Annotated in this window: 22 protein-coding genes; 14 read left to right on the top strand and 8 right to left on the bottom strand. The window is 65.0% G+C overall.

Annotated features, from left to right (window positions below):
- Nucleotides 1-40 precede the first annotated feature (40 nt).
- Nucleotides 41-838 (bottom strand): UDP-2,3-diacylglucosamine diphosphatase, encoded by a 798-nt coding sequence (locus tag IFT54_RS04835; RefSeq protein WP_244648659.1) that lies wholly within the window; start codon nucleotides 836-838, stop codon nucleotides 41-43.
- Nucleotides 839-1,081: 243 nt separating this feature from the next.
- Nucleotides 1,082-2,107, bottom strand: coding sequence for an NAD(P)H-quinone oxidoreductase (locus tag IFT54_RS04830; protein ID WP_244648611.1), 1,026 nt, complete (start codon nucleotides 2,105-2,107; stop codon nucleotides 1,082-1,084).
- Nucleotides 2,108-2,180: 73 nt separating this feature from the next.
- On the opposite strand from IFT54_RS04830, the gene IFT54_RS04825 reads away from it, so the two are divergent.
- From IFT54_RS04825 to IFT54_RS04760, 14 genes are all read left to right on the top strand, one after another.
- Nucleotides 2,181-2,375, top strand: coding sequence for a DUF1192 domain-containing protein (locus tag IFT54_RS04825; RefSeq protein WP_031394982.1), 195 nt, complete (start codon nucleotides 2,181-2,183; stop codon nucleotides 2,373-2,375).
- A gap of 143 nt (nucleotides 2,376-2,518) precedes the next feature.
- Entirely contained in the window at nucleotides 2,519-4,837 is a 2,319-nt protein-coding gene (gene clpA / locus IFT54_RS04820; RefSeq protein ID WP_031394983.1) for an ATP-dependent Clp protease ATP-binding subunit ClpA, read from the top strand.
- 151 nt (nucleotides 4,838-4,988) lie between these two features.
- Nucleotides 4,989-6,635: a GGDEF domain-containing protein gene (locus IFT54_RS04815; RefSeq protein ID WP_166746868.1), complete on the top strand. Its 1,647-nt coding sequence runs from the start codon at nucleotides 4,989-4,991 to the stop codon at nucleotides 6,633-6,635.
- A 75-nt stretch (nucleotides 6,636-6,710) separates the two neighbouring features.
- Nucleotides 6,711-6,908: a hypothetical protein gene (locus IFT54_RS04810; RefSeq protein ID WP_166746869.1), complete on the top strand. Its 198-nt coding sequence runs from the start codon at nucleotides 6,711-6,713 to the stop codon at nucleotides 6,906-6,908.
- A gap of 96 nt (nucleotides 6,909-7,004) precedes the next feature.
- Complete coding sequence (locus IFT54_RS04805) at nucleotides 7,005-7,244, top strand: exodeoxyribonuclease VII small subunit (protein WP_031394986.1); 240 nt, start codon at nucleotides 7,005-7,007, stop codon at nucleotides 7,242-7,244.
- 7 nt (nucleotides 7,245-7,251) lie between these two features.
- The gene (locus IFT54_RS04800; protein ID WP_192069805.1) at nucleotides 7,252-8,151 is read left to right on the top strand and encodes a polyprenyl synthetase family protein; all 900 of its coding nucleotides are present in this window, start codon (nucleotides 7,252-7,254) and stop codon (nucleotides 8,149-8,151) included.
- 21 nt (nucleotides 8,152-8,172) lie between these two features.
- Nucleotides 8,173-8,694, top strand: a complete 522-nt coding sequence (gene coaD / locus IFT54_RS04795; protein WP_166746871.1) for a pantetheine-phosphate adenylyltransferase — start codon at nucleotides 8,173-8,175, stop codon at nucleotides 8,692-8,694.
- A gap of 116 nt (nucleotides 8,695-8,810) precedes the next feature.
- Entirely contained in the window at nucleotides 8,811-9,533 is a 723-nt protein-coding gene (locus IFT54_RS04790) for a peptidylprolyl isomerase (protein WP_192069804.1), read from the top strand.
- 7 nt (nucleotides 9,534-9,540) lie between these two features.
- Nucleotides 9,541-10,596, top strand: coding sequence for a tRNA preQ1(34) S-adenosylmethionine ribosyltransferase-isomerase QueA (gene queA / locus IFT54_RS04785; RefSeq protein WP_192069803.1), 1,056 nt, complete (start codon nucleotides 9,541-9,543; stop codon nucleotides 10,594-10,596).
- A 7-nt stretch (nucleotides 10,597-10,603) separates the two neighbouring features.
- The gene (locus IFT54_RS04780; protein WP_192069802.1) at nucleotides 10,604-11,047 is read left to right on the top strand and encodes an EF-hand domain-containing protein; all 444 of its coding nucleotides are present in this window, start codon (nucleotides 10,604-10,606) and stop codon (nucleotides 11,045-11,047) included.
- The gene (gene tgt / locus IFT54_RS04775; protein ID WP_192069801.1) at nucleotides 11,047-12,192 is read left to right on the top strand and encodes a tRNA guanosine(34) transglycosylase Tgt; all 1,146 of its coding nucleotides are present in this window, start codon (nucleotides 11,047-11,049) and stop codon (nucleotides 12,190-12,192) included. The genes IFT54_RS04780 and tgt overlap by 1 nt, the downstream gene beginning before the upstream one ends.
- Before the next feature lie 9 nt (nucleotides 12,193-12,201).
- Nucleotides 12,202-12,417, top strand: coding sequence for a hypothetical protein (locus IFT54_RS04770; RefSeq protein ID WP_197975095.1), 216 nt, complete (start codon nucleotides 12,202-12,204; stop codon nucleotides 12,415-12,417).
- A gap of 92 nt (nucleotides 12,418-12,509) precedes the next feature.
- Nucleotides 12,510-15,263 carry a M16 family metallopeptidase gene (locus IFT54_RS04765; RefSeq protein ID WP_244648609.1) on the top strand — a complete coding sequence of 918 codons (2,754 nt, stop codon included), beginning with the start codon at nucleotides 12,510-12,512 and terminating at the stop codon, nucleotides 15,261-15,263.
- A 407-nt stretch (nucleotides 15,264-15,670) separates the two neighbouring features.
- Nucleotides 15,671-16,366: a cell wall hydrolase gene (locus IFT54_RS04760; RefSeq protein ID WP_192069799.1), complete on the top strand. Its 696-nt coding sequence runs from the start codon at nucleotides 15,671-15,673 to the stop codon at nucleotides 16,364-16,366.
- Nucleotides 16,367-16,442: 76 nt separating this feature from the next.
- On the opposite strand, the gene IFT54_RS04755 is transcribed toward IFT54_RS04760, so the two are convergent.
- The 6 genes from IFT54_RS04755 to IFT54_RS04730 all read right to left on the bottom strand — a co-directional run bounded on the left by IFT54_RS04755 (nucleotide 16,443) and on the right by IFT54_RS04730 (nucleotide 20,139).
- Nucleotides 16,443-16,667, bottom strand: a complete 225-nt coding sequence (locus IFT54_RS04755) for a hypothetical protein (protein ID WP_082451641.1) — start codon at nucleotides 16,665-16,667, stop codon at nucleotides 16,443-16,445.
- Between the two features lie 103 nt (nucleotides 16,668-16,770).
- Complete coding sequence (locus tag IFT54_RS04750; RefSeq protein WP_031394996.1) at nucleotides 16,771-16,983, bottom strand: cold-shock protein; 213 nt, start codon at nucleotides 16,981-16,983, stop codon at nucleotides 16,771-16,773.
- A 249-nt stretch (nucleotides 16,984-17,232) separates the two neighbouring features.
- The gene (locus IFT54_RS04745; protein ID WP_031394997.1) at nucleotides 17,233-17,646 is read right to left on the bottom strand and encodes a glycine zipper 2TM domain-containing protein; all 414 of its coding nucleotides are present in this window, start codon (nucleotides 17,644-17,646) and stop codon (nucleotides 17,233-17,235) included.
- Nucleotides 17,647-17,720: 74 nt separating this feature from the next.
- The gene (locus tag IFT54_RS04740) at nucleotides 17,721-18,164 is read right to left on the bottom strand and encodes a DUF3597 domain-containing protein (protein WP_192069798.1); all 444 of its coding nucleotides are present in this window, start codon (nucleotides 18,162-18,164) and stop codon (nucleotides 17,721-17,723) included.
- Nucleotides 18,165-18,189: 25 nt separating this feature from the next.
- A complete protein-coding gene (locus tag IFT54_RS04735; protein WP_192069797.1) occupies nucleotides 18,190-18,474 on the bottom strand; it encodes a hypothetical protein in 285 nt (94 codons plus the stop codon).
- A gap of 27 nt (nucleotides 18,475-18,501) precedes the next feature.
- Complete coding sequence (locus IFT54_RS04730) at nucleotides 18,502-20,139, bottom strand: hypothetical protein (protein WP_192069796.1); 1,638 nt, start codon at nucleotides 20,137-20,139, stop codon at nucleotides 18,502-18,504.
- Nucleotides 20,140-20,191: the final 52 nt, after the last annotated feature.

Below are 20,191 nucleotides of genomic sequence, written 5' to 3'. Positions count from 1 at the left end.
TCTCCTTGGGCAATCGCGGCATGAGCCGAATTGACGTGGGTCAGGCGGCCAGCGTGACGACGTTGTCGATTTCGCGTGCGGCGATCTCGTCTGCCCAGTGAAGCAGTTCCATTCGCCCGTCGAAATGCTCGACAAGCGCCGTGCAGCCTTCGACCCAGTCGCCGTCATTATAATAGGCAACGCCGGCAATATCGCGCATTTCGGCGGTATGGATGTGTCCGCACACGACGCCGTCGACCCCCCGCACGCCAGCCGCGTGCGCAACGACTTCTTCAAAATGCGAGATGAAGGCGACCGCGTTCTTGACCTTGGCCTTGGCATGCTTCGAGAGCGACCAATAGGGCATGCCGAGACGTCGCCGCGCGCCGTTCACCCACCGGTTGAGCCCCATGAGCAATGTGTACGCCGCATCCCCGATATGCGCGACCCAGCGATGCGCCAGCGTGATAGCGTCGAACTCGTCACCGTGCAGAACCAGCAGGCGGCGGCCGTCGGCGGTCTCGTGGATCGCCTTGCGCCGGATCGAGATCCCACCGAAGTCGAGCCCCGAATATTGCCGGAACACCTCGTCATGGTTGCCTGGAATATAGACAACCCGCGTACCGCGCTTCGCGCGCTTGAGCAGCCGCCACAGCACGTCGTTATGCGCCGCCGGCCAGTAAAATTTCTTCTTCAGTCGCCAGCCGTCGATCATGTCGCCGACCAGGAACATCGTCTCGCTGTCGACATGGTCGAGAAAGTCGTTGAGCATCGCCGCGTTGCAGCCACGCGTGCCGAGATGGACGTCGGAAATCCAGATCGTGCGATATTGCCGCCGGTCGACCACGCGTTCGGGCATGACGGGTCGCGAATGGATGAAGTCCGCGATGTCCGCCACATCGGCTATCGGCAACGCGTCGGTTGGAAACGTGACGGTGTCCATCGGCCTGCCCCGCAAATCTGTTCGTTGCGGTCCTGTCTAGCGGCGCAATATGACATGGCAGTCGCAGTCCGGTGACTGTTCTAAGTCATCGGACGACGCACAGCCTCCGTCACGAATTGCAGAGGCGGCTTGGGGACAGCCTGGTTAGGCGTGCCCGCGTCACGTCATGGACAGCACGATCTTCCCGACGTGATCGCCCGCTTCCATCCTCGCATGCGCCGCCGGGGCGTCGGCAAAGGCAAAGACGCGATCGATCACTGGCTTGAGCTTGCCGGCCTCGACATGCGGCCAGACCGTCCGCGCCAGTTCATCGGCCACGAGTGACTTGAATGCGGTATCACGCGGGCGCAGCGTCGATCCCGTCAAGGTCAGACGACGGCGCATGATCTCGAACAGCGGCACCGTCGCATTCGCCCCACCCTGAACCGCGATCGACACGTGCCGCCCGTCTTCGGCCAGACATTGCAGATTACGCGCGACATAGTCGCCACCCACCATATCAAGTACGGCCGCAACACCCTTGCCGCCGGTGATCTGCTTGACCCGTTCAACGAAATCCTCGGTCTTGTAGTCGATCGCATGCGTCGCGCCGAGGCTGAGCGCGGCTTCGCATTTCGCCTTCGAGCCCGCGGTGACGATGATGTCGATCCCGAAGATGGCACACAAGCCGATCGCCATCGTACCGATCCCGCTGGTGCCGCCATGGACGAGTACCGTATCGCCTTCGGTGGCATAGGCGCGCTCGAACAGGTTGGTCCACACCGTGAACAGCGTCTCGGGCATCGCCGCGGCCTCAATCATCGTCAGCGCTTCGGGAACGGAGAGGCACTGGCCGAACGGCGCAACCGCATATTCGGCATAGGCACCGCCCGTGATCAGCGCACAGACCCGCTGCCCGATCTGTTCCTCGCCGACCCCGTCGCCGACCGCGACGATCGTCCCGGCAATCTCCATGCCCAGGATCGACGGGGCACCGGGCGGCGGCGGATATTTACCCTGCCGTTGCATCACCTCGGGACGATTGACGCCCGCCGCCGCGATCTCGACGAGGACCTCGCCGGCTCCGGGATGCGGCACGGCGCGCTTCACAAGGACGAGCACTTCAGGGCCTCCCGGGGCTTCGGGATCGATTGCCTTCATGACGTCAGGGACGATGTAACGCGGAGTCACGGTTTTTGCAGTCATGTGATCGAGACGCCCCTTTGGATTCCCGTGCCTTATTGACATCACTCCGGTGCGGGTCAACGTTACAGGCGCAATGGATCCGGATGACGCCCCCTCTCGTCCCGACGATTTCCTCGATGCGCTCGTGCGTCAGGACATCGACTCGCTCTCGGTCGCCGAGCTCGATGCGCGGATCACCGTGCTGCAAGGCGAGATTGCACGCTGCCAGTTGAAAAAAGATCGAGCGATCAGCCACCGCGCCAGCGCCGACGACCTATTTAGACGGTGATGTCCTCGACCTCGTCTCGGCGCTCCACATTTGGACGGTGCAGGAACGCAGGCCGGCGGGGTCAAGTGCTTGATGCGATCGATTACCGTTCCGACATAGTGGCAAAGGGCCTGCGTCTGCGTGGCCCGACAGGAGTAATGTAAATGCCGTCATTTGCACCCGCCCTCGAGACCACCCTGCACAAGGCACTCGAGGCTGCATCGTCCCGACGCCACGAATATGCGACGCTCGAGCATCTCTTGCTGGCGTTGATCGACGACGAGCACGGATCGAAGGTCATGGGCGCCTGCAACGTCGACCTGGGCGAGCTGAAAACCACGGTAGCGCATTATCTCGACACCGAGCTTGATGCGCTCAAGGTCGATGCCGCGACCGATCCGTCGCCGACGAGCGGCTTTCAGCGCGTCGTCCAGCGCGCCATCCTTCATGTTCAGTCTTCGGGCCGCGACGAAGTGACGGGTGCCAATGTGCTCGTTGCCTTGTTTAGCGAGCGGGAAAGCTATGCCGTCTATTTCCTGCAACAGCAGGACATGAGCCGCCTCGATGCGGTCAGCTTCATCAGCCACGGCGTCGGCAAGGGCGGGCAGCAGCCGACCGAAGCCTCGACACCTAAGGGTGCCGACGACGAGAAGCCGACCAAGGGACAGGAGAAGGGCAAGACGGAAAGCGCGCTCAAACAATTCACGGTCGACCTGAACGAGAAAGCCAAGAACGGGAAGGTCGATCCCCTGATCGGGCGCGGGCCGGAGGTGGATCGCACAATCCAGATCCTGTGTCGTCGCTCGAAGAACAATCCGCTTTATGTCGGCGATCCCGGCGTCGGCAAGACCGCGATCGCGGAAGGCCTCGCGCGCAAGATCGTCGAGGGCGAGGTCCCCGACGTGCTCAAGCCGGCGGTAATCTATTCGCTCGACATGGGCGCATTGCTGGCAGGCACCCGGTATCGTGGTGATTTCGAGGAACGCCTGAAGGCAGTCGTCAACGAGTTGGAGAAGATGCCGGACGCGGTCTTGTTCATCGACGAGATCCACACAGTCATCGGTGCCGGCGCGACGAGCGGCGGTGCGATGGATGCGTCAAACCTGCTCAAGCCGGCGCTCTCGGGCGGCACGATCCGCTGCATTGGCTCGACGACGTACAAGGAATTCCGCAATCATTTCGAGAAGGATCGCGCCCTGCTGCGGCGATTCCAGAAGATCGATGTGAACGAGCCGACGATTGAGGACACGATCAAGATTCTGGCGGGCCTGCGCTCGGCGTTCGAAGACCACCACAACGTCAAATACACCCCCGACGCGATCAAGTCGGCGGTGGAGCTCAGCGCGCGCTACATCAATGACCGCAAACTGCCCGACAAGGCGATCGACGTGATCGACGAGGTCGGTGCGATGCAGATGCTGGTGCCGCCGAACAAGCGCAAGAAGACGATCACCCCCAAGGAGATCGAACAGGTCATCGCGACCATGGCGCGCATCCCGCCGAAATCGGTTTCGACCGACGACAAGCTCGCGCTCGCCACGCTCGAAACAGATCTGAAGCGCGTGGTGTTCGGGCAGAATGCGGCGATCGAAAAGCTCAGTTCGGCGATCAAGCTGGCGCGAGCGGGTCTACGCGAGCCAGAGAAGCCGATCGGCAACTATCTGTTCACCGGCCCCACCGGCGTCGGCAAGACGGAGGTGGCCAAGCAGCTGTCTTCGATCCTGGGTATCCCGCTCCAGCGATTCGACATGTCCGAATATATGGAGCGGCACTCGGTCAGCCGTCTGATCGGTGCGCCCCCGGGCTATGTCGGGTTCGACCAAGGTGGGTTGCTGACCGATGCCGTCGACCAGAATCCGCATTGCGTGCTACTGCTTGACGAGATCGAGAAGGCGCATCCAGACCTGTTCAATATCCTGTTGCAGGTGATGGACAACGGGCGCCTTACCGACCAGCACGGCAAGTCGGTCGATTTCCGCAACGTCATCCTGATCATGACGACCAATGCGGGGGCCAGCGACATGGCGCGCGAGACGGTGGGCTTCGGCAACCTTACGCGTGAAGGCGAGGACGAACAGGCGGTGCAGAAGATGTTCACGCCGGAGTTCCGCAATCGCCTCGATGCGATCGTGCCGTTCGGCTATCTGCCGACGACCGTGGTCGCCCGGGTCGTGGACAAATTCATTCTCCAGCTCGAGCTTCAGCTGGCGGACCGCGGCGTCCATATCCAACTCGATGACGAGTCGAAGGCGTGGCTCACCGAGAAGGGCTATGACAAGCTCTACGGAGCACGTCCGATGGGGCGTTTGATCCAGGAAAAGATCAAGCAGCCACTTGCCGAGGAGCTGCTGTTCGGGAAACTGGTCCATGGCGGCGAGGTGACGGTGAAGATGAAGGATGGTGCGCTTTCGTTCGCGATTGAAAGTGCGGCGCCGAAAAAGCCCAAGAAGAAGGGGAAGGCTGAACCCGTCTCTGCCAAGTAGCAGCGAGACGGCGTCAAGCCGCGTTTATGAGACCCGGCGGCAGCGCTTGCCGCCGGGTTTTTTTGTGCCATAGCCAGCCACGTTTACCGTTCTTTGCCGAACGCGCTTTACGAGGCATGTCATGGGGATATGGGCATATATGCGGTGGGTCATGGTCTTGCTGCTGTGGACGCTCTGCTTGGTGACTGCACCGCCCGCCGCCGCGACCGCCTTCCCTCTGGCGACCTGTCTCGTCCGCGCAGCACCCGGCATGACGGCGCCGGCCCTGTTCAAGACGCCGGAACGATTCGACTGCACCACCCCACAGCGCCGATTCGGCCCGGGTGATTTCTGGGTCCTGTCACAGCCGCTTCCCGCCGCTCAGCTACGCGGCACCAGCGTGCGTATCGGCAGTATCTGGATGACGCGCATCACGCTCTACGTCCGCTATGCCGATGGTGCGATTCGCCATGTCGGCGTCACGCCAAAAACCGCCCATGAGATCCTGAACCTCGGCGCCGTCCTCTCGCAACCGCTGCCGCGCCATGACGCGCCACCAGTGCGCCTCCTGTGGCATGTCGAAGGCGCCACGAATCTTCGCGGCGTCATCCTGCAGCCGGTACTGGCGGATCATGGCGAGGCGGCGACGACGGAGATCGTGCGCGGCGCACTTTACGGCGCCTTTGCCGGCATGGCGATCGCGCTGATCGTCTACAATCTAGCGCTATGGGGTGCGCTTCGCCAGGCTTTCCAGCCGGTCTACTGCCTCCTCGTCCTGTGCTTGCTGGCCTATGTATCGACGTCGTCAGGTGCTGCGGGCCAAGTCTTTACGGGCCTCGACAATAACGACCGCCAGCGGCTCAACATACTGTTCCTGGCCGCATCAGCCAGCACAGCACTCCTTTTCGCCCGCAGCTTTTTCGAACGCGCCGTGTTCTCGGGTTGGGTACGGCCGCTCAGCAGTGCTGTGATGGTCGGGCTGGTCGGCATGGCGGGGCTCTGGGTTATGCTCGCCCCCCGCGCGATCCATGTCCTCGATACCGGCATGTCGATCGCATATCTGGGGTTCATCGGGGTTGTGGCGATCATCCTGTGGCGCGCGTGGCGCGTCCGCAGCAATTATCTGTGGTTGTTTGCGCTTGCGTGGGGTGCACCGATCGTCATGTCCGGGCTTCGCATCGCCAGCAGCTTCGGGATGGTCGAGCCGAGCCTGCTGGTCGACAATTCGACGGTCATCGCGATGGCGATCGAGGCGCTTCTGTCGAGCACGGCGATTGCCTATCGCATCCTGTTGCTGAGCCGCGAACGCGACGCCGCGCGGGAACAGGAGATCGCGGCGCGCCTGCTTGCCGATACTGACCCGCTGACCGGCCTGCTCAATCGTCGCGCCTTCCTGGAACGTGCGATTGGCCGCCTCGGCCAGCAGACGCTGCTGATCGCCGACATCGACCATTTCAAGCGGGTCAACGAAACGATCGGTCATGATGGCGGCGACGAGGTGTTGAGGGCCTTCGCCCGTGCGCTTCGCAGCGCACTGCCAACCGATACGCTCATCGCCCGAATTGGTGGCGAGGAGTTTGCTATCCTCGTCGATGCCTCGACATCGGTTTCGCCCTGCGCAATCCGCGACCGTGTCCGCGGCCAGTCGATGCCGTATGATATCACCGTCACCGCCAGCATCGGTACGTGCACCGGCCCCCTGTTGCACGACGCCGACTGGAAGACGCTCTACCGCGACGCCGACCGCGCCTTGTTCGAGGCCAAAGCGGCGGGCCGCGATCGATCGCGAAGCGCGGTCAGCCTCGTCTCGGCCGCCTGAGTGCGGTGCCTGGTGCCGCGGCTTGTCAAAGCGGATTAACGACGTCAGGATGCAGCTTCGCCCGGGAGAATGACGATGCGTAATCGTAAGGCTGCCCTCGCTGTCGCTGCGCTGGTGCTGACGCTCGCAGTAATGCCGCGACCGACGGCGGATATCCGCCTCATCACGCATGACCCGTCCGACCCCGCGCCGCACAGGATGCAGGCTGCAGTCGACCTGGGGCTGATCGGCATATCGGTGCTTTACACCTGGACCGTCGACCGGTTGCGCTAGAATTCGCGGCAAACTCGGCGCGTGCCGGTCGCGGCATAGCCTCCGCCGTCGACGCGTCCTTGACCCCCGTCGCGCGCCTGCTCCATAGCAGCACCCATGGAAACGCCGACCGAAGACCTCTCATTCGAAGAGGCATTGAAAGAGCTGGAGACGATCGTGGGGCAGCTCGAGCGTGGCGATACGCCGCTGCAGCAGGCGATCGAGCTTTACGAACGCGGCAACAAGCTGCGCCAGCGTTGTGCCGATCGGCTCGATGCTGCGCAGGCGCGGATCGAAGCGATCCGGCTCGATGCCGAGGGTAAGCCGGCTGGGGTTCGCCCCTTTGCGGCAGGTTGAGCCGCGCATGACGACCTTGCCGCAATCGCTGGCGGAAGCGCTCGCTGAGGTTTCCGCAGAGATCGACGCGCAGTTCGACGTCCTTCTGGCGATTCCCGAAGATCCGCGTGCGGACCTGTATAGCGCGATGCGTCATGCCGCGATCGGCGGCGGCAAGCGGCTACGCCCGTTGCTCGTTTTCGCGACCGCCAGCCTGTTCGGGGTCGACCGTGCTTGTGCGGCGCGGGTGGCCACGGCCATCGAGGCGATCCATGTCTATTCGCTGATCCATGACGATCTCCCGGCCATGGACGATGACGACATGCGTCGTGGCAAGCCGACCGTGCACAAGATGTTCAGCGAAGCATGCGCGATCCTCGCAGGTGACTGCCTCCACGCGCTGGCGTTCGAGATCCTCGCCGACCCGGCAACACACCCCGATCCGTTCGTGCGCGCTGATCTGGTGCTCGACCTTGCCAAGGCGTCCGGCCCGACTGGGATGGCCGGCGGCCAGATGATGGATCTCGAGGCGGAGAATGCCCGGTTCGATCTGAACACTGTCACCCGGCTTCAGCAGATGAAGACCGGTGCGCTGATTTTGGCGTCCGTCGAAGCAGGCGCCATTCTTGGCAGGATTGCGCCCGAGGGCCGGGTTGGCCTGCGCGGCTATGCGCACGATCTGGGGCTCGCCTTTCAGATCGCCGACGATCTGCTCGACGCCGAAGGCGATGAGGCGGCGGCGGGTAAACGCCTCCGCAAGGATGCCGGTGCGGGCAAGGAGACGTTCCTGTCGCTGCTCGGCGCGGATCGCGCGCGTGAACAGGCCCGCATGCTTGTCGACCAGGCGATCGCACATCTGCACAGCTATGGCCGCGAGGCCGATCTGCTCCGCGAGATCGCACGCTTCGTGCTTGACCGCGACCGCTGACCTCTTCCGGAGACACCGACCATGACGGCAAGCCACGAGACCGTAAGGGTCGGTGTTTACCCGGGTACGTTCGACCCGATCACGCTGGGCCATATGGACATCATCCGGCGTGGCGCGAAGCTGGTCGACCGGCTGGTCGTCGGCGTCACGACGAATGCCTCCAAATCGCCGATGTTTACGATCGAGGAACGCATGGCGATGGTGAGGCGTGAGGTAGACGGCGTGGCCGGCGAGATCCACGTGGTCGCGTTCGACTCATTGTTGATGGATTTTGCCGAGCGCGAAGGGGCAAAGGTCATCGTCCGCGGTCTGCGTGCCGTCGCCGACTTCGAATATGAGTATCAGATGGCGGGGATGAACCAGCAGATCAATCCGCGGGTCGAGACGGTGTTCCTGATGGCGGATGTCGCGCTGCAGCCGATTGCGAGCAAGCTGGTCAAGGAAATCGCGCTCTTCGGCGGGGACATAGCCAAATTCGTGCCGCCTGCCGTCAGTGAAGAGGTCATTGCCCGCGTCAACCGGATCGGCCGCAAGGGAAGTTGACGCGCGCGGGACGTCAGTCGGCGGACGATGTTCAGTTTGGCGCAAGCACGGATTTGTTCTAAGCGGCGGGCTTCAAGGTCGGCCCCGGCCTCATGGCCAATGCGAGTAGGGATTTGATGCGCTTTTTCGCCGGTATGTTTGCGATCCTCGGGTGCCTCGTCGCGGCGCCTGCGTCCGCCCAGATCATCGATCCCGCCGTTGCCGGACGCGCTACCCCGCCGTTGACGACGGACACGCAGAACCTGCTGCTGCTTGACCTGTCGACGGGGGGCCGGGTCACGATCTGGCTTCGTCCCGACGTCGCCCCTTTGATGGTCGAGCGCATCAAAACCCTGACCCGGCAGCATTTCTACGACGGCCTGGCGTTTCACCGGGTGATCGACGGTTTCATGGCACAGGGCGGCGATCCAAAGGGTGACGGTACCGGTGGCTCACCCCTGCCCGACGTGAAGGCCGAGTTCAATTATCTGCCGCACGTTCGCGGCGCGGTGTCCGCGGCGCGTTCGGAAAAGGAAGACAGCGCGAACAGCCAGTTCTTCATCGTCTTTCAGCCGCGCCTCAGCCTCGACAAGAAATATACCGTGTTCGGCCGGGTGATCGACGGCATGCAATATGTCGACGCCATTGAGCGCGGCGAGCCGCCGGCAAACCCCTCGCGGATCCTGCACGCTTATATCGCTGCGGACAGCCCGCCGGCCTATGTCGCCGCGCCCGTTACCCCGCCATCGGCACTGGGCGCGCCTGTAACCCTGCCGGGGACCGGCAGCAGCAAGTCGGGGCCAGCACAGGCGGTCGTTGCAAAGCCCAAGCTTGCCAAGAAGGCCCCCGCGAAGAAGTGAGAGTCCGTTGAACGTCGACCTTTTCGACTTCGACCTGCCGACCGACCGTATCGCACTCCGGCCCGAAACGCCGCGCGATGCCGCACGGCTGTTGGTCTTAGAAGGGGATGCAACACGCGACCTACGCGTCACGGATCTGGCTGGACAGCTGCGTCGCGGCGACCTGCTGGTGTTCAACGACACGCGGGTCATTCCGGCGCAGCTCGAAGGACGTCGTGCTGGGATCGAGCAGGACGGGCAGCTATCGTCCGGGGCGAAGATCGGGGCGACGCTGCACAAGCGCGAGGGGCCGCGGCGTTGGCGCGCCTTCATTCGAAATGCGCGCCGTCTGCGCGATGGGGATCCGATCGATTTCGGCAACTGCGTCGTCGCCCGGGCGGTCGACCGGGCAGAAGACGGCAGCTACGCGCTCGAATTCGCTGGCGACGAACCGATCGAACTGCTGCTTGATCGCGCGGGGCGAATGCCCTTGCCTCCTTATATCGCGGCGAAGCGCCCGACGGACGCGCGCGACGCCGAGGATTACCAGACGATGTTCGCCGCCGAGCCCGGCGCGGTCGCGGCGCCGACCGCGGCGCTGCACTTCACCCCATCAGTGATGGCGGCGCTCGAGGCTGCGGGCATCGCGAAGGCAACGCTGACGCTGCACGTCGGTGCGGGCACGTTCCTGCCGATGAAGGTGGACGATACCGACGATCACCAGATGCATGCCGAATGGGGCCGAATCGATGCGACCACGGCGGACCGGCTGAATGCGGTCCGCGCCGCCGGCGGCCGGGTGATCGCCGTCGGCACGACATCGCTGCGACTGATCGAGAGCGCGACCGGTGACGACGGCGTCATCCGCCCGTTTGAGGGCGACACGGCGATCTTCATCACGCCGGGCTACCGCTTCAAGGGGATCGATGGCCTTATGACCAATTTCCATCTGCCGCGGTCAACGTTGTTCATGCTGGTATCGGCGCTGATGGGACGCGAGCGGATGCAGGCCGGCTATGCGCATGCAATTGCGGCCAAGTATCGCTTCTACAGCTATGGCGATGCCAGCCTGCTGCTGCCATGACCGGCCCATGTTGATCCCGTTGATTCTGGCTTTGCAGGTCGTGCCTTCCGCTGGGGTCGCGCAACCGCCCGCAACGATCTTTGCCGAACCGGCCGCAATGCTGGTCGCCGCCTGCGATGCGGATCGCGACGCGCGCGTGACCAGGCCCGAACTCGACACTTGCCTCGCGCGGAGCTTTGCGGGCGCCGAGGGCAGCACGACAGGTAAGATCGGCTATATCGCCTATGCCGACTGGTCGCTGAAATGGCTTGGCGATCGCAACGCCCTGCCCAGCCCCTTCGAAGTCGATCGCGACGGCGACAACGCGATCACCCTTGCCGAGCTTCAGGCCAGATTTGCGCAGTTCTTTCTCCGCTTCGACCGCAACCGGGACGGTGTGCTCGTGCGCGAGGAGCTGCTCACGATCAGAAGCTTCGCCCCCAACGCCCCACCGCGCGGCAAGCGCCGTTAATGGATCATCCCGTGTCCCCTCGTTTCGACTTCACCATTTCTGCCACCGATGGCGCCGCGCGCACAGGTCAGATTGCGATGCAGCGCGGCGTGATCCGTACCCCCGCCTTCATGCCGGTCGGCACCGCCGCGACGGTCAAGGCGATGAAGCCCGACGACGTGGCGGCCGCCGGGGCCGACATCATCCTCGGCAACACCTATCATCTCATGCTGCGTCCCGGCGCGGAACGCGTCGCGCGACTGGGCGGGCTTCACGGCTTCATGGGCTGGTCGAAGCCGATCCTGACCGACTCGGGCGGGTATCAGGTGATGAGCCTCGCAGATCTTACCAAGCGGTCCGAGGAAGGGGTGTCGTTTAAATCGCATCTCGATGGTACTCGGCACCTGCTCAGCCCCGAACGGTCGATCGAGATCCAGCGATTATTGGGGTCGAACATCGTCATGGCGTTCGACGAGCTTGTCCCGACGACGTCGACGCGTGAGGTTCAGGCAGCCGCCATGGAACGATCGATGCGTTGGGCGAGGCGATCGCGCGACGCCTTCGATGCAGGCGGTGCGCATGCGGAGAACAACGCGATCTTCGGAATCCAGCAAGGCGCGCTGAACGAGTCGTTCCGCAAATCCTCGGCGGACGCGCTGATCGATATCGGCTTTGATGGCTATGCGGTCGGCGGATTGGCGGTCGGCGAGGGACAGGAGGCGATGTTCGGATGCCTGGATTTCGCCCCCGGACAATTGCCCGCCGACAAACCCCGCTACCTGATGGGCGTCGGCAAGCCTGACGATATCGTGGGCGCTGTCGAGCGCGGAATCGACATGTTCGATTGCGTCATGCCGACGCGATCCGGGCGGACCGGACAGGCGTTCACGCGCAAGGGCCCGATCAACATCCGCAACGCCCGGTTTGCCGAGGACCAGTCGCCGCTGGCGGCCGACTGTGCCTGCCCGGTCTGCGCCACCTGGAGCCGGGCCTATCTGCATCATCTCGTCCGCGCGGGCGAGATGCTTGGCGCGATGTTGATGACCGAGCACAATATCTGGTTCTACGAAACGCTGATGGCAGATCTGCGCGCTGCGATCGCCGCCGGCACATTGACGAAGTTCGCAAATGATTTCCGAGCGGAGTATGGTCGGAAATCGAGTTAGGAGAGTGACGTGACCGACCCCATCACAACGGCTGCCGACGACGATACACCCAACGAAATCCTCGCCGCAGCCAAGGAAGCAAAGCTTCACGCCGAAGCCGCAGCAAAGGCGACCGTCGAGAAGGCGAAGACCTGGCCGCTTGCAAAGATCGGGCTTGGCGTCGGCATAGGATCTGCCGCCATCGCCGGCGCGGTGCTTTTTAACCGCTCGCGTACCCAGAAGTAAGGACACAGATGCGCCTCCTCCGCTCCGCCTTGCTGCTTGGCGCAGCCTGTTGTCCTGCAGCGGTGGTGGCGCAGTCCGCCCCCCCAAAATCTATGTCGAACGTCTCGGTAAAGCCGCTCGCCTTCACTGAGCGCGTGCTGGCCAACGGTTTGCGTGTCTACGCCATCCGGGACACGGCGACACCCAACGTGTCGGTCCAGGTCTGGTATGACGTCGGGTCGAAGGACGATCCCAAGGGCCGGTCCGGCTTTGCCCATATGTTCGAACATCTGATGTTCAAATCGACCCGCAACCTGGTGTCAGAACAGATGGACCGGCTGACCGAGGACGTCGGCGGCTATAACAACGCATCGACCAACGACGACTATACGAATTATTACGAGGTGGTTCCGGCCAATCACCTGCAGCGTCTGCTGTTTGCAGAGGCCGACCGGATGGCGAGCCTCGTGGTCGAGCCTAAGAGCTTCGCCTCCGAACGCGACGTCGTGAAGGAGGAGCTTCGCCAGAGCACGCTGGCTCGGCCCTATGGCAAGCTGTTCTCGCTCTATTATCCCGCGCTCGCCTATGCGCGACATCCCTATGCACGTGGTACGATCGGCAGCCTGGAAAATCTCGAAGCCGCCGGCATCGACGACGTCCGCGCCTTTCATGCAACCTATTACCGACCCGACAATGCGGTCCTAGTCGTCTCGGGCAATTTCGAGCCTGCACAGCTCGACCGCTGGATCGACACCTACTTCGCCCCCATCAAGAAGCCGAGCGGGGAAATTCCTCGGGTAACGGTCGCCGAGCCGGCCCGTACCCAAGCCGTGACGCGTACCGTCTACGAGCCCAACACGCCGCTCCCCGCGGTGCTGATCAGCTATCATATCCCGGCGGACCGCGCTGCCGACATCTCTGCGCTCAGTCTCCTGAAAGCGATATTGTCGGAGGGCGAAAGCTCGCGGCTCTACGAAAGCGTCGTCTACCGCGATCAACTCGCACAGTCCGCGGACGCCATGATCGACAGCAAGCAGTCGACCGGCAATCTGGTCGTCTATGCCATCATGGCCGGGGGCAAGAGCGTCGACGCTGGCGAGGCCGCGCTCAAGCGAGAGATCGCACGGCTGCGCGACGCCCCCGTCACCCCTGCCGAACTGGCCGAGGCGAAGAACGAGATCCTGACTGCATCGATCATTGCCCGGGAAACCGCCGAAGGAAAGGCGAGCACGCTTGCTTCATCAGTGATCGTGGATGGCGATCCGCGGGCCGCGGACCGGCAGCTCACGGCCATTGCGCAGGTCACGGCCGCAGATATCCAGCGCGTCGCACGGACCTATCTGGCTGACGCGCAATCCGCGACGATCCGGTATCTCCCGCTCGATGCCAAGCCGGCCGCGACGCGGGTCGCGACGATCGATGTGGCTCCCAGCGTCCACGTCGCCGATCTTAAGGCGCCCGCCAACGTCGAGATCGTTACCCCCGCCGCCGAAGGACAGCGCGTCCTTGCCCCCGCCCCCGGTACACCGATTTCGCCGACCCTGCCCCAGCCGATCTCGACGCAGCTCGCCAATGGCATGCGGCTTATCACCGTAGAGCGGCACGATCTGCCGATCGTCACCGCCTATCTCGTTACCGGTGGCGGCGCGGCAACCGATCCTGCCAATCAAGCAGGCGTCAGCAGCTTGGCGGCCGAGTTGCTGACCAAAGGCACGCGCACGCGAACGGCCACGCAGATAGCACGGGAGATCGAAGGCCTTGGCGGATCGATCGGCAGCGATGCAGGCAGCGACGGTGCCTCGGTCGATGTCACGGTGAAGGCGGATCAGCTTACCCCTGCCCTGTCGATCCTTGCCGATGTGGCGATGCATCCTGCGTTCGCTCCCGAGGAAATCGAACGCGCGCGGACACAGCAGATCGACGCGGTATCGCTCGCGCTTAAGAATCCGGCGCAGCTTGCCGCACTGGTCGCCGACCGGGCGGTTCTCGGCGCGTCCGCCTATGGCGCGCCGATCGGCGGCACGCCGATCTCGTTGAAGGCAATAACCCGGGCCGACATCACCGCGGCCTATGCGCGCAGCTTCAGCCCCGATCAGGCTACGCTCATCATGGTCGGCGACGTCACCGCGGCGCAGGCGAAGACGCTGGCCGACGCCCAATTCGGCCCTTGGAAGAAGACCGGCGCGGCGACGACACCCGGCATGCCGATCGATTACCCGGCGCCTCGCGTGATCGTCGTCGACATGCCCGATGCGGGCCAGGCTGGCGTCGTCGTCGCCCGGCCGGCGATCGCGCGCACCGACCCCCGCTATTATTCGCTGGCGGTAGCGAACACCGTACTTGGCGGAGGCTTTTCTTCACGGCTGAACCAGGAAATCCGGATCAAGCGCGGTCTGGCCTATGGCGCCGGCAGCACGCTGGACGCGGGGAAGACACAGGGAACGATTGCCGCGCGGACACAGACCAAGAACCCTACCGCAACGGAAGTGGTCTCGCTGATCGCAACTGAACTGGCGGGCATGGGCAAGGCGCCCGTATCCCCGGGTGAACTGGAAACGCGCAAGGCGGTACTTGTCGGGAATTTCGGGCGCGGGATCGAGACGACGTCCGGCGTTGCGGGAATTCTGGGATCTTATGTCCAGAACGGCGTCAGCGTCGATGAACTGCAGCAGTTTACGGCAAAGGTTGGCGCAGTTGATTCCGCGTCAGTCCAAACCGCAGCCGCGGCGCTGCTCGATCCCAAAAAGGCTAGTATCGTGGTCGTCGGCGATGCCAGGCAGTTCGCCCCCTCGCTTCGACAGGCCTATCCACAGGCCGAGGTTATCCCTGAGGCTGCGTTAAACCTCGATACCGCCGCACTTAAATAACCCTCGCCGCGACGATCGCGGGCATTCGGTAGCGGAACGGTAGGGTTTGCTGCGATATGGCTGGCCGTCTTTGATGACGGTGGCGCAAGGATAGCGGGATTTTGAACACGGCGCGCTGGGCCTCCCGGTCATCGAGACGACGATGGTTGCCGGTGGCCATATCCGGCGTGATCGCGTCGACCGCGCTGTTTGCGCACGCGGCGTTCCGCTACGCGCCAAGGGATGCCGGGACACCTCTGCGCGGCGGTGATGGCGAGGGGCCCCATAGCAATGCCCTCAAGAGCATTCCCGGGGACTTTGGGGCTCCCGTCCCCGGGGTGACGGGAACGACCGCCCTCCCCAAGGTGCCCAGTTCCGTTGATGTTCGTACAGGGGATCCCGGCGTCGTGGCAGCGCGTCCCTTTTCAATGACGGGGACCAGCGCGGCGGACCGGGCCCGGGCGTTGTTCTGCCTGACGACTGCGATCTATTACGAGGCCGCATCCGAACCCGATGCCGGGCAACGCGCGGTTGCTCAGGTCATTCTCAATCGTGTCCGCCATCCCGCCTTCCCGGCAAGCATCTGCGGCGTGGTCTATCAGGGGCCCCATTCGGGCGGGGCACCGACTGCATGTCAATTCAGCTTTGCCTGTGACGGCGCGACCGCGCGCGCGCCGGCTAGGCTTGCGTGGGTCCGGGCCGAGCGGAATGCGGCGATGGTTTTGGCAGGCTATGTGTATTCGCCGGTCGGGCTGGCAACGCATTATCATACCTATGCCGTCACGCCGCCTTGGAGCCGCAGTCTGGTGATGACGGCGGTGGTCGGCGCACATTTCTTCCACCGGTGGAAAGGCTATTGGGGCACCGCTGCGGCCTTTAAGCAGCACTATCTCGGCCGTGAGCCGCTGCCAGGTAGGGCCACCGGCGCGGCATTTGCAGCACTTCCGACCACAGCGCGGCCAGACATCGCGGATGGCGCCAGAGGCGCCTCGGGTTCGGGTGTCGTGATGTCGGCTACGGTGCAAACCAATGCGGGGATCGGATCGACGCCTGCCGAGGCGGATCGATTACCACCCGCGCCGGAAATACTCGACCGGTGGAAGGATACCGGCGGGTTGCGCTGACGTTGCGGCATGTCGCCATGCCCAAACGCTGGATATGGAAACGGCCGCCGATAGCGGCGGCCGTCCAGAGCCGATCTTATTCGGCGGGAATCATGGTAGAGTTCGCCATGCGCTCGCCACCGGGAGGGGCAGCTTCGCGGGCGGCGCGCAATGTCTGCGTACGCTCGGCGCGGCTGGCCATGTCATCCCAGGCCTTTTCGGCGCGGCGGCAGCGGTCGCGGACGTTGTCGAGCGAGGCGGCATCGCCGTTGCGACGCTCTTCTTCAGCGCGGGCCCGGTAGAATTCTGGATTATCGGCCATGCTGCTGCGCTCCTGAGGAACTAGAGGAAGTAGGCGCGGCGACCAGATGGGTCGCCGCGCCGCAACCGAAATCAGTCATCGGCGGACAAGTCCGCCGACAGCCTCAGTCGGCCGGCTGGAGGTTCACAGCCGACTGCTTGCCGCGCTTGTCGGGCTCGAGCTCGTAGGTGACGCGCTGGTTCTGGTTCAGCGTGGGCATGCCGGCGCGCTCAACCGCGGTGATGTGCACGAATGCATCGTTGCCACCGCCATCGGGAGCGATGAAGCCATAGCCCTTGTCGGCGTTGAAGAACTTTACGGTGCCAGTGATAGCCATGCGATGGCTCCTTCTTTGTTATGGGGCAATCCGAGGTTCGGACCGCCCGATGCCGCGGAGCAGGGAAAGAAGGAGAAAGGTGCCGCAAAGCGCCAAGAACCGTCGATATGCGACTGTAGCAAATCTTCATATGGGCCAAACGACCCGAAATTGCAAATCTGGCGGTGTTTTTAGACGACCATTACCGTCAGAAAGATCCCCCGCAGCGCCAAGGCCGGCGGCGTAACATATCGCCGCCGGCCCCGGTCATTAGCGGCAGCGTGCCGGGGTGTTGCCACGATCGACCGCACGTCCGGCGAGCGCGCCGCCGGCGGCGCCGAGCACGGTGCCGAGCAGGCCCGAACCGCCGGGTGCGATCACGTTGCCGAGCACGCCGCCGGCCACGCCGCCGACGATCAGACCGGTCGTCCCATCGTTGCGGCGGCAATAATAGCGGCCGTCATTGCCGCGGTAGATGCGGTCGTTGTTCGACAGGCGGCGTTCGCGGTAGCGGCGGTCGTCGCGGTAGTAGCGGCCGGCGTCGTAGCTGCCATAGGCAGGGTCGGGCCGGTTATAGTCATAGGACCGATAGCGTGGGTCGACGCCGTAGCGGTCGCCGCCACCGCCGACGCAGCCGGCGATCAGGGTGGAGGCGGCCATAAGGCCCAGCGTCATAGCGCGCATTTGGTGTCCTTTCAGAGGGTTGTCGGTATCACCTCAATGCTCGGCGCCGGCCTTGGTTGCCGGCGCCTGCGCACTCAGTCCTGCAGACCTGCGGGGACGGTGCCGCCATTCTTGGCCAGTTCGCGCATCACGGCCTTGTGCAGCCAGATGTTCATCTCCGCGCTGCCGTCCTTGGCACCGGTATAGCCGAGCTCGGTGGCGAGCTCCTTCCGGTTGTCGAGGCTGGAGTCGAGGTCGAGCAGCTTCATCAGGTCGACGATCGAGCTGCGCCAGTTGAGATCCGAATTCTTGCGCGACGCCATGCCCGAGAGCACCGCCTCGACATCGACCGGCTGGGTGGCGGCGGGGGCGGTCTGCGGAGTAGGTGCCGCCGGAGCAGCGGGGGCGGGCTTCGGGGCGATGGCGGCGGGGGCCGGCGCGGGTGCCGGTGCGGCGGGCTTGGGGGTGCCGAAATGGCCGCTGCCGAGCGGGCCCTTTTCGCCGAAGATGGCGGATTTGATCTTGCTGAAAATGCTCATGAAACTCTCCGTGAAAAAACTGAAATCAGGTGACCGGCAACGTCGCGGGACGCAGCGACTCATATTCCGCCTTGGTCGGGACCGCGGTGGGATCGGGGCGGAAGGCCTCCGGCGCGCGGTCGGCGGGGCCGGGATGCGGGCGGGCGGGGGCGAGATCGGGGGCGGCATGCTCGGCCGGATTGGCGGGCGCGCGGCGCAGCCAGGCCGCGAGCAGCGCGCCGCCCAGGCCGAGCGCGGCGACCCCCGCGGCGATCGCTGTGCGGCCGAAGGTCTTGGGCTTGCGGTGCGGGTGACGCACGGGGGTTGGCATGACGAATGTCCTGGTTGTTGCGCAGCCTCAACGGCTTGCGTGCAACCCTGTTCCCGGATCGAGGCCGGGTTCGGCACCGGAACCGTCGCCGGGATCCGCCGACGCGGCGAGCTGAACCGTCAGGGCGGCGATCCGCGTCGTGACGCGCGCGAACCAGCGGTCGCGATCCTGCCGCTCCGACGCCGCGAGCGACGCGCGCGACAGGTCCTGCGCCGCGTCCATCAGCTCGGCCTCGGCCGGCGTGAGCGCACGGGCATAGTCGTCGTCGCCATAATCGCCGACCACCGCGCCCGCGAACCCCGCAGGCGGCGGGAAGCGGGTGCGCCATGCGCCGGTCGCCGCGCAGCGCCAGACCGGCGGGTCGAAACCGGGCAGCGCGCCCCCGACGTCCCCCGCCTCCGCATAGTCATCATCGTCGTCGTCATAGTCGTCGTCGTCCTCCTCCTCCTCCTCGGCCGAATGTTGCGAATGTTGAGACGATGAAGCGGTTTCGTCGTCCGCGGCGGGAGGGGGCGCGGGCGGCGGCGGGGCGAGCGCGACCATCCCGGCGGCCTCGGCGCGCGCCCATTGCTCGCCGCTCCAGCCGGCGCGCGCGGCGGGATCGAGATCGGCGATATCGACCTCGGCCGCGGTCGCGACGCCGGTGCGGACGAGCCGGTCGGCGGCGGCGAGCGCGTAGATCGGCGCGAGATCATGCGCGTCGCCGCCCGCGGGATCATCGGCACCCCCTGCCCCGGCCCCAACCCCGCCGGTCCGCCGCGCGAGGAACAGCCCCGCGCGCGCCGCGCCCTGATCGCGCCCGACGAGATCGAGATAGGCGTCGAATTCCTGCGCGACGAGCCGCGCGGCCTTGGCATCGGCATCGGGCGCACTCTCCGCCTGGCGATCGAGCCGGGCGAGCAGCGCGAGGCCGAGCCGGTTGTCATATCTGTGCCGGGTGATGACCGTCTCGCCGCGGACGATCGTGTCGACCGTCCCCTCGAGCGCGCGGACGAGCAGCGTCTCGGCGATCGAATCGCGCGCGACGAGCGCGGCGGCGCGCCAGCCGAGCGCGAACACCGCGCCCTTGGCGGTGCGGCGGAACGCATAGGCCGAGGTGGCGGACAGGCCGACGCGGCGCGCGGCGACATCAACCCCGTGCCCCTCGGCGAGTGCCTCGAGAAAGCGGCGCTGGTTGGCGGCGGACCAGCCGTCCTGGCGGCGCGAGCCACAGGCGGCGCCCGGTGGCATGAGGTCGAGCGCGTCGAGCGCGGGCTGGTGCGGGTCGGGGTGGTCGCCGGGCGTGTCCGGGTCGGCGGACGCGCGGGGCGGCGCCACGGCGGCGAGCGTGTCGAGGGGGTCGTCGTCGTCCTCCTCCGCGCCGCCGGTGACGAAGGTGGTGGGCGGCGAGGCCATGACGGCCGTGTAGCGATCGTCCGTGCGGGGACCGCTCGCGGGGGCGCCGCCTCCGGAGACGATCGCGCGGGGGACCGCCAGACCGGCGCCCGAGACGGCGGGGCCGGGCTGCACGCGGAGCCGCGCGGGCGTGCCGCCCCATCTGGGGGTGTCGGCGGTCGAGGTGATCCGCGGCTTTATGGGCTCGGGCGCGTAGAGCGCGGCATAGTCGGTGCCGGGGACCGTCGCGAAGGCCGGTGCGCGGGGCGGCGTGTCGGAACGTTTGTTCACGGTTTGATCCTATCCCGAGGGGAGAGGACCGATCAGATATGCTGAAACGGGG

The organism is Sphingomonas sp. CFBP 13714 (assembly GCF_014842205.1).
In the GTDB taxonomy this organism is placed as follows: Bacteria; Pseudomonadota; Alphaproteobacteria; order Sphingomonadales; family Sphingomonadaceae; genus Sphingomonas; species Sphingomonas aerolata.
This window is presented reverse-complemented; position numbering and strand designations above follow the sequence as displayed.

Coding starts and splice junctions, on each gene's coding strand:
- IFT54_RS04805 (WP_031394986.1), top strand. CDS start 7,005: ATGGAAACGCCGACCGAAGACCTCTCATTCGAAGAGGCATTGAAAGAG.
- IFT54_RS04800 (WP_192069805.1), top strand. CDS start 7,252: ATGACGACCTTGCCGCAATCGCTGGCGGAAGCGCTCGCTGAGGTTTCC.
- IFT54_RS04735 (WP_192069797.1), bottom strand. CDS start 18,474: ATGCCAACCCCCGTGCGTCACCCGCACCGCAAGCCCAAGACCTTCGGC.
- IFT54_RS04760 (WP_192069799.1), top strand. CDS start 15,671: ATGACGGGGACCAGCGCGGCGGACCGGGCCCGGGCGTTGTTCTGCCTG.
- IFT54_RS04740 (WP_192069798.1), bottom strand. CDS start 18,164: ATGAGCATTTTCAGCAAGATCAAATCCGCCATCTTCGGCGAAAAGGGC.
- IFT54_RS04810 (WP_166746869.1), top strand. CDS start 6,711: ATGCGTAATCGTAAGGCTGCCCTCGCTGTCGCTGCGCTGGTGCTGACG.
- IFT54_RS04750 (WP_031394996.1), bottom strand. CDS start 16,983: ATGGCTATCACTGGCACCGTAAAGTTCTTCAACGCCGACAAGGGCTAT.
- tgt (WP_192069801.1), top strand. CDS start 11,047: ATGGATCATCCCGTGTCCCCTCGTTTCGACTTCACCATTTCTGCCACC.
- clpA (WP_031394983.1), top strand. CDS start 2,519: ATGCCGTCATTTGCACCCGCCCTCGAGACCACCCTGCACAAGGCACTC.
- IFT54_RS04745 (WP_031394997.1), bottom strand. CDS start 17,646: ATGCGCGCTATGACGCTGGGCCTTATGGCCGCCTCCACCCTGATCGCC.
- IFT54_RS04765 (WP_244648609.1), top strand. CDS start 12,510: ATGTCGAACGTCTCGGTAAAGCCGCTCGCCTTCACTGAGCGCGTGCTG.
- IFT54_RS04790 (WP_192069804.1), top strand. CDS start 8,811: ATGCGCTTTTTCGCCGGTATGTTTGCGATCCTCGGGTGCCTCGTCGCG.
- IFT54_RS04835 (WP_244648659.1), bottom strand. CDS start 838: ATGCCCGAACGCGTGGTCGACCGGCGGCAATATCGCACGATCTGGATT.
- coaD (WP_166746871.1), top strand. CDS start 8,173: ATGACGGCAAGCCACGAGACCGTAAGGGTCGGTGTTTACCCGGGTACG.
- IFT54_RS04825 (WP_031394982.1), top strand. CDS start 2,181: ATGGATCCGGATGACGCCCCCTCTCGTCCCGACGATTTCCTCGATGCG.
- IFT54_RS04780 (WP_192069802.1), top strand. CDS start 10,604: ATGTTGATCCCGTTGATTCTGGCTTTGCAGGTCGTGCCTTCCGCTGGG.
- IFT54_RS04755 (WP_082451641.1), bottom strand. CDS start 16,667: ATGGCCGATAATCCAGAATTCTACCGGGCCCGCGCTGAAGAAGAGCGT.
- IFT54_RS04815 (WP_166746868.1), top strand. CDS start 4,989: ATGGTCTTGCTGCTGTGGACGCTCTGCTTGGTGACTGCACCGCCCGCC.
- IFT54_RS04830 (WP_244648611.1), bottom strand. CDS start 2,107: ATGACTGCAAAAACCGTGACTCCGCGTTACATCGTCCCTGACGTCATG.